A 16,378-nucleotide genomic window follows, 5' to 3' on the forward strand; every position below is an offset into this window, starting at 1 on the left:
CTTTTTTGTTCATTTTATAAAATTAGAAAAAAAACAATAAAAAAATTCCAAATTCCGAACTGAATATTCAGTTTTGGAATTTGGAATTTTATATGTTTAGAATTCTAAATCTTAATTCCTTGGTGATTTTCTTCTTTCAGTTTTAGAACCTACTCTAGACATAGCACATCTAAATCCTAAGTAATCTGTTGCCATATCCTGAGGGAAGTATCTTCTTTGAGCAGGGTCTAACCAATAAGCTCTGTCTCTCCAAGATCCACCTTTGTAAACTCTTACGTTATCATCGATTAATGTAGTACGTTTACTAGAGTTGTCATATTTTCTAACCATTTGACCTAAACTATCAACAGTTACATTGTGCTTAGGAGAGTTATACATTGCTTGGTCAGCTTTTGCACCAGACTCAGAATCTCCAAAGTCAAAATATTTTGAAGATTGTTTATCACCATCTCTATAGTTGATGTTATCACTTGTACTGAAGTTTTGTCTCAAATACGTTTCATTTTCATCAACCGGAACCTGAGCAATTTCTCCTGGTAAGTTAGTCGCAACTTTTTTACCGTTACTTAAAGTTTTATATTGAATATTATCTTTATTGATAATTTCAAGTTTACCATCTTTACCAATTTTATTTTTAGCGTATTGATTTCCTCTGAAATAGTTGAAATCGTTAGCTTCGTTATCAATAATAGGTCTGTAAACATCGGCAACCCATTCTGCTACGTTACCAGCCATATCGTATAATCCGAAGTCGTTTGGAGCATAGCTTTTTACAGCATTAGTAATATCTGCACCATCATCAGACCAACCTGCAATTCCACCGTAGTCACCGTTTCCTTGTTTAAAGTTAGCCAATTGATCACCTCTATTTTTACGTTTTGAAGAACGTGTATAATCTCCAGACCAAGGATATTTCTTTTGTCCTTTATAGATATTGTATTCTCTTTGTCCAACATCAGCTGCAGCTGCATATTCCCATTCTGCTTCAGTAGGAAGTCTGTACTCAGGCAAAATAATACCTGAAGAACGTTGTGCATAAACATTTTTTTGTTCTTCACCATTTTTAAGCCTTCTTCCTGTTGGGCTTTTCTTCAATACTAATTCTTCATTACCACCATAAGTTGTAGATGGAGATGCAAGATAAGCTTCTGTATTAAATAAACTTTCAGCGCTTACGTCTTGTGTTTTAGCACCTTTTTTAACGTATCCGTTTTTCTCTAAAACTGCCTCATTTACACGGTCAGTTCTCCATTTGCTAAATTCAACAGCCTGAATCCAGTTTACACCAACTACTGGATAATTAGCATAAGACGGATGTCTTAAGTAGTTGTTTGTCATCGTTTCGTTGTATCCTAAACGATTTCTCCAAACAAGAGTATCAGGAGATGCTCCTTCGTAAATATTCTTGTAATTTTCTTCTGTTGGAGGGAAAACCTTTTTCAACCATTCTAGGTATTCTAAGTACATACCATTAGTAACTTCGGTTTCATCCATATAGAATGATTGAACGTGCTGTTGAGTCGGAGTGTTATTCCAATCGTGCATAACATCGTCCTGTACTTTACCCATTGTAAATGTACCTCCTTCAACAAAAACCAAACCAGGGCCAGCCTGTTGTTTTTTACCTGCATTTCTAGCAGCAGTTCCATTCTGACTGTCTACATCCCAACCAGTCGCTCGTGAAGCGTGAGAGGAACTCGATTTTTTGCTACAACTAGCCGTGCCCAACATCAATACTACTGACATCATTAACTGCAAGACTACAATTTTGTTTACTTTCATACTCATTCTTAGGTGATAAATTTAGGTGCTGCAATATAATAATTAACATTTAATTAGCAACATCTGTTCTAATAATTTTATTTAGCTGTTTTTTACCAGAAAATAACCTATAGTTACGAACGCAAAAATATACTTTTTATTATTTACTATAACATGAAATAATATATTTTTACTAATCAAAATAATTTTAAATTAATCCCGTTTTTCTGAACTATGAAACAAGCTCTATTTGTGTACCTTTTCCTCTTCCCTATCTTGTCGTTTTCCCAGATAAATGGGAGCTTCACAATAGATTGGAAAGCAAAAAAAGAGATGAGTTTTGGCGATTACAAAACGATTATTCCTTATTTCACAGGCAACGGTTTTCGATACGATTTTACCAAAAAGAGTATCTCCCTCATGCTTAATCTGAGTCAATCGAACGCTGCAAACGGCGGATCAGTGCAAATTTCTAATGTATTATACGAAACTGTTTCGGTTGCAGATTTGGGAGATTTAAACCTTAACAACATCCCCGAAAAACCAAACGAAACGCTAAAAAGCGTTCTGTCTCGAGAAAACAGGCAACTTTTTTTACTACTTTCTCCTATTATAAAAGAAGGAAACAGCTTTAAAAGAATCAAGTCATTTTCATATCAGATTAGTGCTTCTTCAGCAAGAAGCGCTACCGCTTCTACTTTTCAAAAAACAGCTGCGGTTTACAACTCCGTTCTTGCTTCGGGAGATTGGTATCGTTTTTATGTTGAAAAATCGGGAGTGTATAGGATTTCGAGATCTTTTTTACAAAGTCTTGGCTTTGACCCTACCAAAACCGACCCTAGAAGAATCAAAATCTACGGAAACGGCGGACGAATGCTACCGCTGGCCAACAACACTTATTACCCAGAGGACCTTACCGAAAACGCTATTCAAGTTATAGGAGAAAACGACGGCACATTTAACAATGAAGACTACATCCTTTTCTACGCCGAAGGAGCTGAAAACTGGAGTACTGAAAGCCAGACAAACCTTAATTTATACGACACAAAATCGTATTATTACATCACTACAGCTGGTGGTGACGGAAAAAGGATAGGAAACCTCACACAGCCTTCTGCCAATGCTTCTTTAGAGCTGAACACGTTTGATGACTATCAATTTCATGAAATTGACCAAACGAATATCGGGCATTTAGGAAGACAATGGCTAGGAGAATCTTTTGAAATCAATCAAGAACAGGAATTTTCATTTAGTTTTCCGAATATCGAAACATCAGTCCCTGTAAAAATTGAACTTAATGCGGCCTCTGCCGCTTACACTCCTACTTCTTTTTTAGTAAGCGCAAACGGGCAAAACATCGGAACCATCAATTTCAATTCGTTAACTACCAATTCTGAAATAAAATATTACAACGGAAAATTATCTTCTGGGACTACTTTTACAGGATCTGAAACTGTAAAAATAAAATTAACATACAATAATAATGGTGTTCCTGGCTCAAAAGGCTATCTGGATTATATAAATCTTACTGCAAAAAGAAAGCTTCTAGGAACAGGAAAACAATTCAGGTTTCAGTATGATGCCGCAGGCTCCTCTACCGGAATCGCAAATTACACTATCGGAAATGCAACTTCCATTTCGCAAGTTTGGGATGTTACAGACCTATATAATATAATACGTATAGAAAATGCCAATCAAAGTTCTTTTAGTTTTAAGGCAACTTTAGGAGAAGTGCGAAAATATATAGCTATAGACCCTGCCGATTATTATACTCCTTTAAAAGATAATCAACCTAAAATTGCAAATCAGAATCTAAAAGGGACTCTTTTAAGAAACTCTCAAAACAGTTTTCAGGATCTCGATTATGCCATTATCACTCCTAAATCGTTAGCTTCTCAAGCAGAAAGGCTAGCGGCTTTTCATCGCAATTATTCAAACTTAACTGTAAAAGTCATTACACTCGAAAATATTTATCAGGAATTCTCTTCTGGCAAACAGGATATTGCCGCCATTAGGAACTGCATTAGATATCTTTATCAAAATGCCTCTTCTAACGAAAAGAGAATAAAATACATAAATCTTTTTGGAGACGCTTCTTACGACTACAAAGACAGAATCTCAAATAACACCAATATTGTACCAATTTATCATGCTTTAAATAGCACCAGCACTGGAGAATCTTCTTTTGCATCTGATGATTTTTACGGACTGATGGATGCCGACGAAGGAAATGTAACTTCATTTTTTGGAGGAATTGATATTGCCGTAGGACGAATGCTGGTTTCAGACAACTCACAGGCAGCAGAAATGGTTAATAAAGTCTTAGAATATCACGATTCCAAATCATATGGAAACTGGAGAAATAATTTTGTTTTGATAAGCGATGATTCTGATCAGGCATCAGACGCGTCACTGCAGTCAAGACAAAATAATCTGGCAGATGTCATTGCAACCGAAAAACCTTTTTTTAATATCGACAAAATATTTCTTGATTCCTATACTCAAGAAGCTTCTGCCGGAGGATCACGTTACCCAAAAGCCAGAACCGATTTTTTTGATGCTTTTGAGAAAGGCGCTTTAGTATTTAATTATTTAGGACATGGTGGCGAAGACGGTCTTGCAAGTGAAAGGATTTGGGAAAAATCCGATGGACAAAATCTAAACAATCAATACAAATATCCTTTATTCATAACTATAACTTGTGAATTTTCGCGATTTGACGACCCAACGCGACCGACCGCAGGGGAATATACATTTTGGAATCCAAAAGGCGGCGCCATTTCAATGTTAACCACCATTCGATCTATTGGACAATTTAATGCTGAAAACTTCAATGACAATTTAAGCAGAAACCTTTTATCTTACGGCTCAAATCAGTACACCTCTATAGCGGAGGCGCTTCGAATTTCGAAAAATGAAACCCCAAGTTCTGCCAGCAATGTCGTTTTTTATATCGGCGATCCAGCTTTAATGCTTGCCATTCCGAAACCGAGAATCAATCTTACCAAAGTAAATGACATTGACGTTTCTCAAACTATTCCAGATTTTAAATCTTTAGCAAAAATGAAAATCTCAGGTGAGATTACAGATGAAAACAATACGCTTTTGAGCAATTATAACGGAGAACTCGCGGCGGCTATTTTCGATAAGATGATTACAACCTCTACCTTAAACAACGACGGCAACAGTCCCGTTATGCAGTTTAAAACATTAGGCGAAACTATTTTTAGAGGAAACGCTTCTGTAACCAATGGCCAGTTTGAGTTTAGCTTTGTTGTTCCAAGAGACATCAGAATCCCTTTAGACAATGGAAGAATCAGTTTTTATTCCAAGAAAAATGAAACTCTAGAAAATCAGTCCGGTCACAATACCAGTATAAAAATTGGAGGAATTAACGAAAATGCACCTCAGGACAATATAAGTCCGAAAGTTAAGTTATATATGAATGATGAAACTTTTGTGTCTGGAGGAATCACCAATGAATCACCATTTCTTTTGGCTTTCCTTGAAGATGAAAACGGAATAAATACAGCAAGTGGCATCGGACATGATATAGTTGCAATTTTAGATGGAGATGTGAGCAACCCTTATATTTTAAATGATTATTATCAAACAAAACTAGACGATTACACCAACGGAAATTTACGTTTTCCGTTGCGCGATCTGGCACCAGGACTGCATACCATAAGTTTTACAGCCTGGGATGTTTACAATAATCCGGTTACAAGCGAGATTCAGTTTACGGTTGTCGGAGACGAATCTTTAACATTGTCGCATGTTCTTAATTATCCAAATCCTTTTTCGACTTATACAGAATTCTGGTTTTCCCATAACAGACCGTACGAACCGCTGGATGTACAAGTTCAGGTAATGACGATTACCGGAAAAGTAGTCTGGACGAAAAACCAAACAGTTACGACTGAAGGTTTTTTATCGAGAGAAATTACATGGGATGGAAGGGATGATTTTGGCGACAGAATCGGAAAAGGAGTTTATATTTATAAACTTACCGTTAAATCGAATTTAACAAATAAAAAAGCAGAAAAATACGAAAAGCTTGTCATTTTATAATAATCTATATATTTGCATCACCAATACATTAGTCCAAATAAATGAGAAAAATATCACTTTTACTAATTTGCTTCTTTACAGTTTATATTTTAAAAGCCCAAGAATCGCGGCCTATTACAACAGGAGTCCCTTTCCTACTAGTCGCTGCAGATGCTAGAGCTGCTGGTCTCGCCGATCAGGGTGTCGCTACTTCATCAGATGCTTTTTCACAACAGTGGAATCCCGCTAAATATGCATTTGCAGAAGATGCACAAGGCTTGTCTATAAGCTACACTCCTTATTTAACAGATTTAGCAACAGACATTTCACTTGGTCAGCTAACTTATTACAACAAAATCAATGACCGAAGCGCGTTCGCAGGAAGCTTCCGCTATTTTGGTTTTGGAGGAATTGAGCTGAGACAGACAGGCGATCCGAACGAACCCGTAAGAGAAGTAAATCCTAATGAATTTGCCCTAGACGGTTCTTATTCATTAAAACTAAGCGAAACTTTCTCAATGGCTGTTGCCGCAAGATTTATCAATTCAAATTTAAAAGTAGCTTCAGAAGATGTAGATGCAAAAGCAGCTCGTTCTTTTGCTGTAGATGTTGCTGCTTTTTACCAGTCTGAAGAAATTGCTTACAGCGATTTTAACGGAAGATGGAGAGCGGGTGTCAACCTTCAGAATTTAGGCCCTAAAATAAGTTACGACAACGACGACATAAGTTCAAACTTTTTACCAGCCAATTTAAGACTTGGAGGTGGTTTTGAATTCATTTTAGATGATTTCAACAAGGTCAGCGTAAGTGCCGAACTGACCAAGCTTTTGGTTCCAACGCCTCCCGGAATCGGAACTGCGGTAGACGGAAATGGTGACGGAGATTTTGATGACCCAGAAGACATTACTGTACAGCAAGCTACAGATGCAAACTATAAAAAATACAATGATACAGGATGGGTTTCGGGAATTTTTAAATCGTTTGGAGACGCTCCTGGCGGCTTCAAAGAAGAAATGAAAGAAATCACATATAGCGTAGCAGGAGAATATATGTATCAGGACTCTTTTGCAATGAGACTTGGATATTATCATGAAAGCCCTGAAAAAGGAGCAAAACAATTTTTCTCACTAGGAGCAGGATTCAAATACAACATTATTAAGGTAGATGTTTCTTATCTATTCTCTGCTTCTAAAGTTAAAAATCCGTTAGAAAATACGCTTCGTTTCTCTTTAACGTTTAACTTTGGAGACAAATACGAAACTTATTAAAAAATTAATTAATTTAAGAATATACAATCCAAATTTCTGCTTGTCAGGAATTTGGATTTTTTTTCCGATAAAAAGAAATGAAAGAAATAAACATAAACTCCTCATTTACAATATTTGAAAATTTACAAGAACTTCCTCAAGACATACAGGAGTTAATGAATCAGGCAGTTGAGATTAGAAAGAAAGCCTATGCGCCTTACTCAAAATTCAGAGTTGGCGCAGCTATATTGCTGGATAACGGAAAAGTAGTTTTAGGTTCCAATCAAGAAAACGCGGCTTATCCTTCCGGATTATGCGCAGAACGCACTGCAATCTTTTATGCTGGAAGTATGTATCCAGAAGCGAAAATCTTAAAAATGGCCATTACAGCTGCCTCAGACAATAACCAGACACAGGCACCAATTCCGCCATGTGGTTCCTGCAGACAGTCAATTGCAGAATACGAAATAAAGCAGGAAACTTCTATAGAAATCTATTTCATGGGCGAAATTGGCGAAGTTTACAAATCGGCATCCCTCAAAAATTTGCTTCCATTAATGTTTGATAAAAAGTTCTTGTAAAAAAAAGCCAAAAAACAGCTTTTAAATTTTAGTTCTTAAATCTAATGTCTTATTTTTGCATCCCGACCTTTCGGGCGCAAATTTGTGGGAGGAAACTATTTTGCGTTACAGGCACAATAATCGATAACACAAACAACTTTAGCAAAAGAAAGAATTCAGATGAAAGAAGTTACAAAAGAGGTATATTTAAAGTGGTATGAAGACATGCTACTTTGGAGAAAGTTTGAAGACAAACTTGCAGCATTATACATTCAACAAAAAGTTAGAGGTTTTTTACACCTATATAATGGTCAGGAAGCTGTATTAGCGGGAGCACTTCACGCTATGGACCTGACTAAAGACAAAATGATTACTGCTTACAGAAATCACGTACAGCCAATTGGTATGGGAGTTGATCCTAGAAACGTAATGGCCGAACTTTTAGGAAAAGCAACAGGAACTTCTAAAGGTATGGGAGGTTCTATGCACATTTTCTCTAAAGAACACGGTTTTTATGGTGGTCACGGAATCGTAGGTGCTCAAATTCCTGTGGGAGCTGGTATTGCTTTTGCAGACAAATATTTTAACACTGGCGGTGTTACTATGACTTATTTTGGTGATGGTGCTGCAAGACAAGGTTCTCTTCACGAAGCTTTTAATATGGCTATGTTATGGAAACTTCCAGTTGTATTTATCGTTGAAAACAACGGTTATGCAATGGGAACTTCTGTAGAAAGAACTGCAAACCACACTGACATCTGGAAATTAGGTTTAGGTTATGAAATGCCTTGCGGACCTGTTGATGGAATGAACCCTGTAAAAGTTGCTGAAGCTATGCACGAAGCTATCGAAAGAGCGCGTCGTGGTGATGGACCAACTTTCCTTGAAATGAAAACGTACCGTTACAGAGGACATTCTATGTCTGATGCACAATTATACCGTTCTAAAGAAGAGGTTGAAGAATACAAAAAAATTGACCCAATTACGCAAGTTCTTGACGTGATTTTGGATCAAAAATATGCTACTCAAGAAGAAATCGATGTAATTGACCAAAGAGTTAAAGACTTAGTTGAGGAATGTCAGAAATTCGCTGAAGAATCTCCATACCCAGACTTACAACAATTATACGACGTAGTATACGCACAAGAAGACTATCCATTTACACCTCATAAATTATAAGAATTATGGCAATTAAAGTAACTATGCCTCGTTTGAGCGATACAATGACGGAAGGAACGGTAGCAACTTGGCTTAAAAAAGTAGGCGACAAAGTAAGCGAAGGTGATATCTTAGCTGAAATCGAAACAGACAAAGCAACTATGGAGTTCGAATCTTTTAACGAAGGAACTCTTTTACATATCGGAATCCAGGCTGGAGAAACTGCTCCAGTTGATTCATTATTAGCCATCATTGGTAAAGAAGGAGAAGATATCTCTGCTCTTTTAGCTGGTGGTGACGCTCCTGCTGCCGAAGCTCCAAAAGCGGATGCTCCTGCTGCTGAAGCAAAAACTGAAACTGCTGCTCCTGCAAAAGCGGCTGAATTACCAAAAGGAGTTGTAGTGGTGACTATGCCTCGTTTGAGCGATACAATGACAGAAGGTACAGTAGCTAGCTGGTTGAAAAAAGTTGGTGATGCTGTAGCTGAAGGAGATATTTTAGCAGAAATTGAAACAGACAAAGCTACTATGGAGTTTGAGTCTTTCAATGCTGGAACATTATTATACATCGGAATTCAAGAAGGAAACACTGCTCCTGTTGACAGCTTATTGGCTATCATCGGACCTGCAGGAACTGATATTTCTGGAATTGCTGACAACTTTACTGCTGGAGGCGCTGCAACTGCAAGTGCTCCTGCTGCAGAAGAAACAAAAACCGCTCCTGCCGCTGCTCAAGCCACAGAAGCTGTTGCTGAAACTTCAAACGGAGGAAGAATCTTAGCTTCTCCATTAGCTAAAAAAATCGCTTCTGATAAAGGAATTTCACTAAACCAAGTTAAAGGATCTGGAGAAAACGGACGTATCGTAAAAAGCGATATCGAGAACTTTACTCCATCTGCTCAGGCTCAAACTACTTCTTCAGCACCTGCTGCTAAACAAGAAGCATCTGCTCCTGCTGCACCAAAAGTATTCGTTCCTGCTGGTGAGGTTTACACAGAAGAGATCAAAAATTCTCAAATGCGTAAAATCATTGCAAAACGCCTTTCTGAATCTTTATTTACCGCACCTCACTACAACTTAGTGATAGAAGTAAGTATGGACGAAGCAATGCAGGCAAGAGCTGCCATTAACAGCGTTCCAGATACAAAAGTATCTTTCAACGATATGGTAATTAAAGCTTGTGCATTAGCATTGAAAAAACACCCAAAAATCAACTCTCAGTGGAAAGAAGATGCTATCATCATCAACCACCACGTAAACATTGGTGTTGCTGTAGCTGTTGAAGACGGATTAGTAGTTCCTGTATTGAAATTTACTGATGCCATGAGTTTATCTCAAATTGGTGGTTCAGTAAGAGATCTTGCTGGAAGAGCTAAAAACAAAAAATTAGGGCCACAAGAAATGGAAGGAAGTACTTTTACAGTATCTAACCTTGGAATGTTTGGTATTACTGAATTTAATTCAATTATCAACCAACCAAACTCTGCAATCCTTTCTGTAGGTGCAATTGTTGAGAAACCAGTAGTTAAAAACGGTCAAATCGTAGTTGGAAACACAATGATGTTATCATTGGCTTGTGACCACAGAACAATTGACGGTGCAACTGGTGCTCAGTTCTTACAAACATTAAAACAATACATCGAAAGCCCAGTTACAATGTTGGCGTAATCGTTGTTAATTTTATAATTAAATCCCGTTTTGTTTATTCAAAACGGGATTTTTTATTTAATTTTCATCCTCAAATTCAAAACCTCATAAAATGAAGAAACTAATTCTTGTCACTTTATTTCTGACAGCAATTGCCTGCCAGAAAAAAGAACAAACAGAAAAAACAGCAGCTGTTGTCGACGAGCACAGTTACTCTAAACCAGAACTTGCCGTTGCAAAACATCTTGATCTTGATATCAAAGTCGATTTTGATACACAAATTATTTCAGGAAAAGCGTCTTGGACAATTGCCAATAGCAGCAAAGGAAACGAAATCATTTTCGACGAAAACACTTTAGACATTACAAAAGTTACTCTTGGAGACGACGAAAAAGAAACCAAATTTGAACTTGGAAAAGAAGTTGAATTTCACGGAAAACCGCTTCACATTACAATCGAGCCAAATACAACCAAAGTAAACATTTACTACAGCACTACTAAAGATGCTGTAGCCTTACAATGGCTTAAACCAGAGCAGACAGCAGACAAAAAGAAACCATTCTTGTTCTCTCAAGGAGAAAGCGTTTGGTCACGTACTTGGATTCCTTGTCAGGATTCTCCAGGAATTCGTTTTACTTATAATGCAAAAGTTACAGTTCCTAAAGATTTATTAGCAGTTATGAGTGCTGTAAATCCGCAGAAGAAAAATGATACTGGGGTTTATACTTTTAAACAAGAGAAAGCCATTCCATCTTATTTAATGGCAATTGCGGTTGGAGATATTGAATTTCAAGCTATTGATAATAGAACCGGAGTTTATGCAGAACCATCTATGCTGAAAAAATCGGCTTACGAATTTGCTGAACTAGGAAAAATGGTAAATGCAGCTGAAAAATTATACGGTCCTTACCGTTGGGGACGTTATGATGTTTTGGTTTTGCCTCCAAGTTTTCCTTATGGCGGAATGGAGAATCCGAACTTGACTTTCTTAACTCCAGGAGTAATTGCTGGAGACCGTTCGTTAACAAGCTTGTTAGCGCATGAATTAGGACACAGTTGGAGCGGAAATCTAGTTACAAACGCAACTTGGGATGATATTTGGTTAAACGAAGGTTTTACGACTTATGTTGAACATAGAATTGGCGAGGCAATCTTTGGAAAAAAAGAATTTGACATGCAAAATGTTATCACCAACAAAGAATTGACTGATAATGTTGCTGAATACGGAGATACAAATCCAGATACGAGATTAAAAGTTAGTTTAACTGGCAGAAATCCCGACGATGGAATCAGCCAAATTCCTTATGTTAAAGGATATGCGTTTTTAAAAGTTATTGAAAATGCGGTTGGACGTGACAAATTTGATCCGTTCATTAAGAATTATTTTGATTCTCATGCTTTTCAATCTATCACAACTGAAGATTTTGTAAAGTACTTAAATGAAAATCTTATTAAAGGAGACAAAGCTTTAGCTGATAAAATCAAATTAGAAGACTGGATTTACAAACCTGGAATTCCATCGAATATTCTTCCAGTAAGTTCCGCAGAATTTGATGCTATTGATGCAATTCAAAAAAGCTGGAGAGAAACTGGAGTTGTGGGTTTAAGCAAAAAAATCACGACTACTGCCGAAAAACAGCATTTTATAGATCACTTACCTGCTGATATTACAGTTAAGGAAATGGAAGCGATTGATAAAGAATTCAACTTTACAAAAGGCGGGAATTTCATCATTAAACGTCAATGGTTCGTTCAGGCAATTCGTCATCAATACAAAACGGCTTATCCTGCAATTGAGCAATTTTTAATTGGAATAAGCAGAACGGGTTCTGTAATGATGCTTTATAAAGAAATGGTTAAAACTCCCGAAGGAAAAGTTTGGGCAAAACAGGTTTTTCATAAAGCAAAATCGGGTTATCATGCTACTACTATTCAGGCTGTTGAAGGTGTTTTGAAGTAAAATTTTATAAAATATGATTTTGAAAAGCTGTTCCAAGGAACGGCTTTTTTCTTTTTACATATTTATTTTGTTCTGCCCCAGAGGGGCAAAATATTTATAGAAATTCAATGATTCAGACAAAAAAAAAGCTCCAGCGGAGCGAAATATATAAAATTGTACAAAAATACATTTCGCTCCGCTGGAGCTTACCTCCGATAATAAATATGATTTCTATAAACATTTCGCTTCTCCGAAGCTAAACGAAAACATTCTTATGAAACCGAGTGCCCTAGCCCAGATTGCAGTGGAAAGCCCGGAACCGCAAGCCCTTATTTTTCTTGCCAGAAAACAGCGACCAACGGAAGCTCGTTTTATGGCTTAGAAAAATAAGGGCTTGCGGTGAGGACTTGAAACGGAAAGCTGGAATAGCTCCTGAAAAAATAGCAAGGGAAAATTGTCCATCACATAGCGTCAATCCTCCATGTTCTAAAATCTGTAATCGTTGCAACTTTGTAATGTCAAAAGACAACAACAAATAACAACTTTAAAAATTAAATAAAATGACACGATTAACAGCATTAAACCCAGAAGAAGTAACAGGAAAAACTAAAGATTTATTCAACGCTGTGCAAGCAAAATTAGGCATTGTTCCGAACATGATGAGAACAATGGGGAATTCTCCAGCAGTTTTGGAAGGATATTTGAACTTAAGCGGCGCTTTGAGCCACGGAAAATTAAGTGCAAAAACTGGTGAATTGATCGCTTTGGCAGTTTCAGAAAGCAACTCTTGTGATTACTGTTTAGCAGCTCACACTTTTATTGGGGAAAAATTAGTGAAAGCAGATCCAGCAGTTTTAGAAGCTGCAAGAAAAGGAAATTCTGCTGATGCAAAAACAGAAGCGATTTTACAATTCGCTAAAACATTAATCAGTAAAGGTGGTTTAGTAAACGACGAAGATGTAAATAAAGCGAAAAACGCAGGAGTTTCTGATGCTGAAATTGCAGAAACTATCGCTCATGTTGCTTTAAATGTTTTGACAAACTACTTTAACAACGTAGCAAACACAGAAATTGACTTTCCAAAAGTTTCTAACTTAGAATTACAAAACTAATCTAGACAACAAAAAACAAGTTATAAAGATAGTTGTGAATTTATTTCATGACTATCTTTATATTTTCAAAAATGAAACCGAATATGAGCGCTCCAAATGTTTTTACTTTAATAAATCCGCAGAATGGGAATTTGGCTTTTAAAATTCTACCCTTTGATGACAACAGCCATTTTGACCATTTACAGCGAAACAATTATTACTCTTTAATTTGGGTAACGAAAGGAAAAGGTAAAGTAAAATCAGATTTTTCAGAGCATCATTTTGAAGAAAACTCGCTTCTCGCCTTTTCGCCTTATCAGCCTTTTATGCTTTGTGTAAAAGAGCCGATTGAAGGAATCGCGATTCATTTTCATCCTGATTTTTATTGTATTCACATGCATCAAAAAGAGGTTTCTTGTAACGGCGTTTTGTTCAACAATATTTATCAGCCTCCGTATGTTCAGGTCACAGAACAAGCGGAACAGACTTTTAAAATGGTGATTGACCAAATGAAAGCTGAAATTCAAAATGCAGAATTGGCGCAATATGAATTGCTTATTTCGTATTTGAAAATATTCCTAATTACCGCTTCACGATTAAAAACAGAACAACTTGAAGAAATGAAATCGGTTCCAGATGCTAAAGAACCTGTTATTCTTCAAAATCTTAAAGATGCGATTGAACTCAATTTCAAAACCAAACATTCAGCTGGAAATTATGCTGATTTGCTTAATATTTCGCCAAAAGCATTGGCAAAATTGTCTAAGAATTATTTCAACAAAACTTTAACCGATTTAATTTCGGAAAGAATCATTATTGAAGCCAAAAGAGAGCTTTATCTAACCAGCAAAACGGTCAAAGAAATCGCCTATGAATTAGGTTATGACGACGAACATTATTTTAGCCGTTTCTTTAAAACGAATGCCGATGTTTCGCCGCAGATTTATCGTGAAACTGTTGGATTTGGAAAAATGGACGCTTAATTTTTGTTTTTCGCTTCAATCCATTTGGACATATACATCGTACTTTTAAAGGCGTGATGTTGCAACAGATTCCCCATAAAATTATGCAGGCGATGACTTTCAGAATCTATTAAAAGTGAATTTACCAACAAAATCAATTGAACTGAATAATTGCTTTTTTGATAACATTCATTAATAATTGCAATTCCGTTTTTCTGAGCTTGTTTCCATAGTTTTTCATCTTGATACAAGGCTATTGCTTTTTTTGAAAATTCCTCTGGATTGTCTTCAATAAAACCATTCCATGATAAATTATTATGCATGGCTTCAGAACCAATAGTTGTGGTTACACTTGGCGTTCCGCATTGCATGGCTTCTAATAATTTCCCTTTTAGACCCGCTCCAAAACAAATAGGCGCCAAAACAACTCTCGCATTTTTTACCACTTCATTTGCATCTTCTGCTCTTCCCTTAATGAAAAAACCATTTTTGGGTTGATGCAATTGCAACACTTTTTGTGAAGGATAAGCTCCGTAAACTTCTAAAACAGCTTCGGGAAAATCCTTTTTTATAGAAGGCCATATGGCTTCTTTTAAATGCTGAACGGTATTCCAATTCGGTTCATGAAGAAAATTTCCGATGAAAACAAAGTTTTTTCTTTCTTCAAAAGCAGGCAATTTCAGCAGCTCTTCTTCCTTCATTTCATCAACCAAAAACGGAAGATAAAAAAGCAACTCTTCATTAATTTTGAAAACGTCTTTTAGAATATTCATTTCAAATTCTGAAATAATCAGAGATACATCGCAACGTAAAATACTGGCGATTTCTCTTTTTGCTACTTCTTCAGATAATAGATCCAGAAGTTCAAAATTTCTATTTTCTTTAAACGCTTTTTGCCTCGCCGTACGCAAACAATGCAAATCTTCTGTATCTAAAATTCGGATTGCTTTTGGGCAATTTTCTGTAACTCTCCACCCAAACTGCTCTTCTATCATAAAACGATCAAACAAGACAACTTCAGGACCGAGTTCTTTTACAAAATCATCAAAGCTTGAATTATTGAGTTCAATTGCTTTTTTCTCAACTCCAAAAGCAGAAAGATCAACCATAAATTCGCTGTCGAGCGCCGGACTTGCAAAAGTAATTTTGAAGTTATTTTCCTGAAAAATAGAAATCAACTGCATCATTCTTCCTCCTGCCGCAGACGAGTTTGGTTCGGGCCATACAAAGCCTATAATTAAAAGTTTTTTAAGCCGTTCCATTGTAATTGGTTTCATTTTACAAAATAATGCTTTTTTGAACTTTTTTGCACCATTTTTACTGACTTTTGGTTGTAAAAAAAGACTAATTTTGCAGCACATAAATTAAGCCGTCATGTTAGGACTAAAATTAGCCACAGACCCTCGCTGGGTAAATATCGTCGAATCAAATATTGAAGAAATTTTGACCGATCACGCCTGGTGCGAACAAAAAGCCGCTTCGAATGCAATCAGCATCGTAACCTACAATTCTGAAATTGAAGAATTAGTAACCGAAATGCTCGTAATTGCAAGAGAAGAGTTAGAGCATTTTCAAATGGTCCATAACATCATAAAAGAGCGCGGACTTACTTTGGGACGCGAACGAAAAGATCATTATGTGAATGTGCTTTTTAAATTCATGAAAAAAGACGGTAGCAGAAGAGATGCGCTTTGCGATCGATTATTGTTTTCGGCTATGATCGAAGCCAGAAGCTGCGAGCGCTTTAAAGTACTTTCTGAAAATATTAAAGATGAAGAATTGGCTAAATTCTATCGCGACTTAATGATTTCTGAAGCCGGACATTACACCACTTTTTTAGGATTCGCCAGAAAATACCAAGACAATATTGATATTGACAAACGCTGGAAAGAGTGGATTGAATATGAAGGCTCAATTATTACCAATTATGGTAAAAACGAAACCGTTCACGGATAGCTCCTAAA

The 16,378-nt window shown here is 36.6% G+C and carries 11 protein-coding genes; 9 read left to right on the forward strand and 2 right to left on the reverse strand.

Features of this window, described 5'->3' with window-relative positions; genetic code table 11:
• Positions 1 to 111: 111 nt before the first annotated feature.
• Complete coding sequence (gldJ, locus tag ACFFLS_RS15065) at positions 112 to 1,782, reverse strand: gliding motility lipoprotein GldJ (RefSeq protein WP_379686355.1); 1,671 nt, start codon at positions 1,780 to 1,782, stop codon at positions 112 to 114.
• 213 nt (positions 1,783 to 1,995) lie between these two features.
• Here gldJ and porU point away from each other — a divergent pair, with 213 nt between their 5' ends.
• The 8 genes from porU to ACFFLS_RS15105 all read left to right on the forward strand — a co-directional run bounded on the left by porU (position 1,996) and on the right by ACFFLS_RS15105 (position 14,435).
• The gene (porU, locus tag ACFFLS_RS15070) at positions 1,996 to 5,832 is read left to right on the forward strand and encodes a type IX secretion system sortase PorU (RefSeq protein WP_379684670.1); all 3,837 of its coding nucleotides are present in this window, start codon (positions 1,996 to 1,998) and stop codon (positions 5,830 to 5,832) included.
• Positions 5,833 to 5,873: 41 nt separating this feature from the next.
• Positions 5,874 to 7,079: a type IX secretion system outer membrane channel protein PorV gene (porV, locus tag ACFFLS_RS15075; protein WP_379684668.1), complete on the forward strand. Its 1,206-nt coding sequence runs from the start codon at positions 5,874 to 5,876 to the stop codon at positions 7,077 to 7,079.
• A 77-nt stretch (positions 7,080 to 7,156) separates the two neighbouring features.
• Complete coding sequence (gene cdd, locus ACFFLS_RS15080) at positions 7,157 to 7,639, forward strand: cytidine deaminase (RefSeq protein ID WP_379684667.1); 483 nt, start codon at positions 7,157 to 7,159, stop codon at positions 7,637 to 7,639.
• Positions 7,640 to 7,798: 159 nt separating this feature from the next.
• Positions 7,799 to 8,797, forward strand: a complete 999-nt coding sequence (gene pdhA / locus ACFFLS_RS15085; RefSeq protein ID WP_379684666.1) for a pyruvate dehydrogenase (acetyl-transferring) E1 component subunit alpha — start codon at positions 7,799 to 7,801, stop codon at positions 8,795 to 8,797.
• Positions 8,798 to 8,802: 5 nt separating this feature from the next.
• Positions 8,803 to 10,443 carry a dihydrolipoamide acetyltransferase family protein gene (locus ACFFLS_RS15090; protein WP_379684665.1) on the forward strand — a complete coding sequence of 547 codons (1,641 nt, stop codon included), beginning with the start codon at positions 8,803 to 8,805 and terminating at the stop codon, positions 10,441 to 10,443.
• A gap of 91 nt (positions 10,444 to 10,534) precedes the next feature.
• Complete coding sequence (locus ACFFLS_RS15095; protein WP_379684664.1) at positions 10,535 to 12,382, forward strand: hydrolase/aminopeptidase; 1,848 nt, start codon at positions 10,535 to 10,537, stop codon at positions 12,380 to 12,382.
• A gap of 539 nt (positions 12,383 to 12,921) precedes the next feature.
• Positions 12,922 to 13,473, forward strand: a complete 552-nt coding sequence (locus ACFFLS_RS15100) for a carboxymuconolactone decarboxylase family protein (protein WP_379684663.1) — start codon at positions 12,922 to 12,924, stop codon at positions 13,471 to 13,473.
• Between the two features lie 71 nt (positions 13,474 to 13,544).
• Complete coding sequence (locus ACFFLS_RS15105) at positions 13,545 to 14,435, forward strand: helix-turn-helix domain-containing protein (protein WP_379684662.1); 891 nt, start codon at positions 13,545 to 13,547, stop codon at positions 14,433 to 14,435.
• On the opposite strand, the gene ACFFLS_RS15110 is transcribed toward ACFFLS_RS15105, so the two are convergent.
• Positions 14,432 to 15,676 (reverse strand): glycosyltransferase family 4 protein, encoded by a 1,245-nt coding sequence (locus ACFFLS_RS15110; RefSeq protein WP_379686353.1) that lies wholly within the window; start codon positions 15,674 to 15,676, stop codon positions 14,432 to 14,434. The two genes, ACFFLS_RS15105 and ACFFLS_RS15110, sit on opposite strands and share 4 nt — an antisense overlap.
• Before the next feature lie 112 nt (positions 15,677 to 15,788).
• On the opposite strand from ACFFLS_RS15110, the gene ACFFLS_RS15115 reads away from it, so the two are divergent.
• Positions 15,789 to 16,370: a MiaE family protein gene (locus ACFFLS_RS15115; protein WP_379684661.1), complete on the forward strand. Its 582-nt coding sequence runs from the start codon at positions 15,789 to 15,791 to the stop codon at positions 16,368 to 16,370.
• Positions 16,371 to 16,378 lie beyond the last annotated feature (8 nt).

The organism is Flavobacterium procerum, from assembly GCF_042431625.1.
Classification (GTDB): Bacteria; Bacteroidota; Bacteroidia; order Flavobacteriales; family Flavobacteriaceae; genus Flavobacterium; species Flavobacterium procerum.

Bases quoted from the DNA above. Each gene is read 5' to 3' on its own strand.
- ACFFLS_RS15110 (WP_379686353.1), bottom strand. From the start codon at position 15,676: ATGGAACGGCTTAAAAAACTTTTAATTATAGGCTTTGTATGGCCCGAA.
- ACFFLS_RS15100 (WP_379684663.1), top strand. From the start codon at position 12,922: ATGACACGATTAACAGCATTAAACCCAGAAGAAGTAACAGGAAAAACT.
- porV (WP_379684668.1), top strand. From the start codon at position 5,874: ATGAGAAAAATATCACTTTTACTAATTTGCTTCTTTACAGTTTATATT.
- ACFFLS_RS15115 (WP_379684661.1), top strand. From the start codon at position 15,789: ATGTTAGGACTAAAATTAGCCACAGACCCTCGCTGGGTAAATATCGTC.
- ACFFLS_RS15090 (WP_379684665.1), top strand. From the start codon at position 8,803: ATGGCAATTAAAGTAACTATGCCTCGTTTGAGCGATACAATGACGGAA.
- pdhA (WP_379684666.1), top strand. From the start codon at position 7,799: ATGAAAGAAGTTACAAAAGAGGTATATTTAAAGTGGTATGAAGACATG.
- cdd (WP_379684667.1), top strand. From the start codon at position 7,157: ATGAAAGAAATAAACATAAACTCCTCATTTACAATATTTGAAAATTTA.
- ACFFLS_RS15105 (WP_379684662.1), top strand. From the start codon at position 13,545: ATGAAACCGAATATGAGCGCTCCAAATGTTTTTACTTTAATAAATCCG.
- porU (WP_379684670.1), top strand. From the start codon at position 1,996: ATGAAACAAGCTCTATTTGTGTACCTTTTCCTCTTCCCTATCTTGTCG.
- gldJ (WP_379686355.1), bottom strand. From the start codon at position 1,782: ATGAAAGTAAACAAAATTGTAGTCTTGCAGTTAATGATGTCAGTAGTA.
- ACFFLS_RS15095 (WP_379684664.1), top strand. From the start codon at position 10,535: ATGAAGAAACTAATTCTTGTCACTTTATTTCTGACAGCAATTGCCTGC.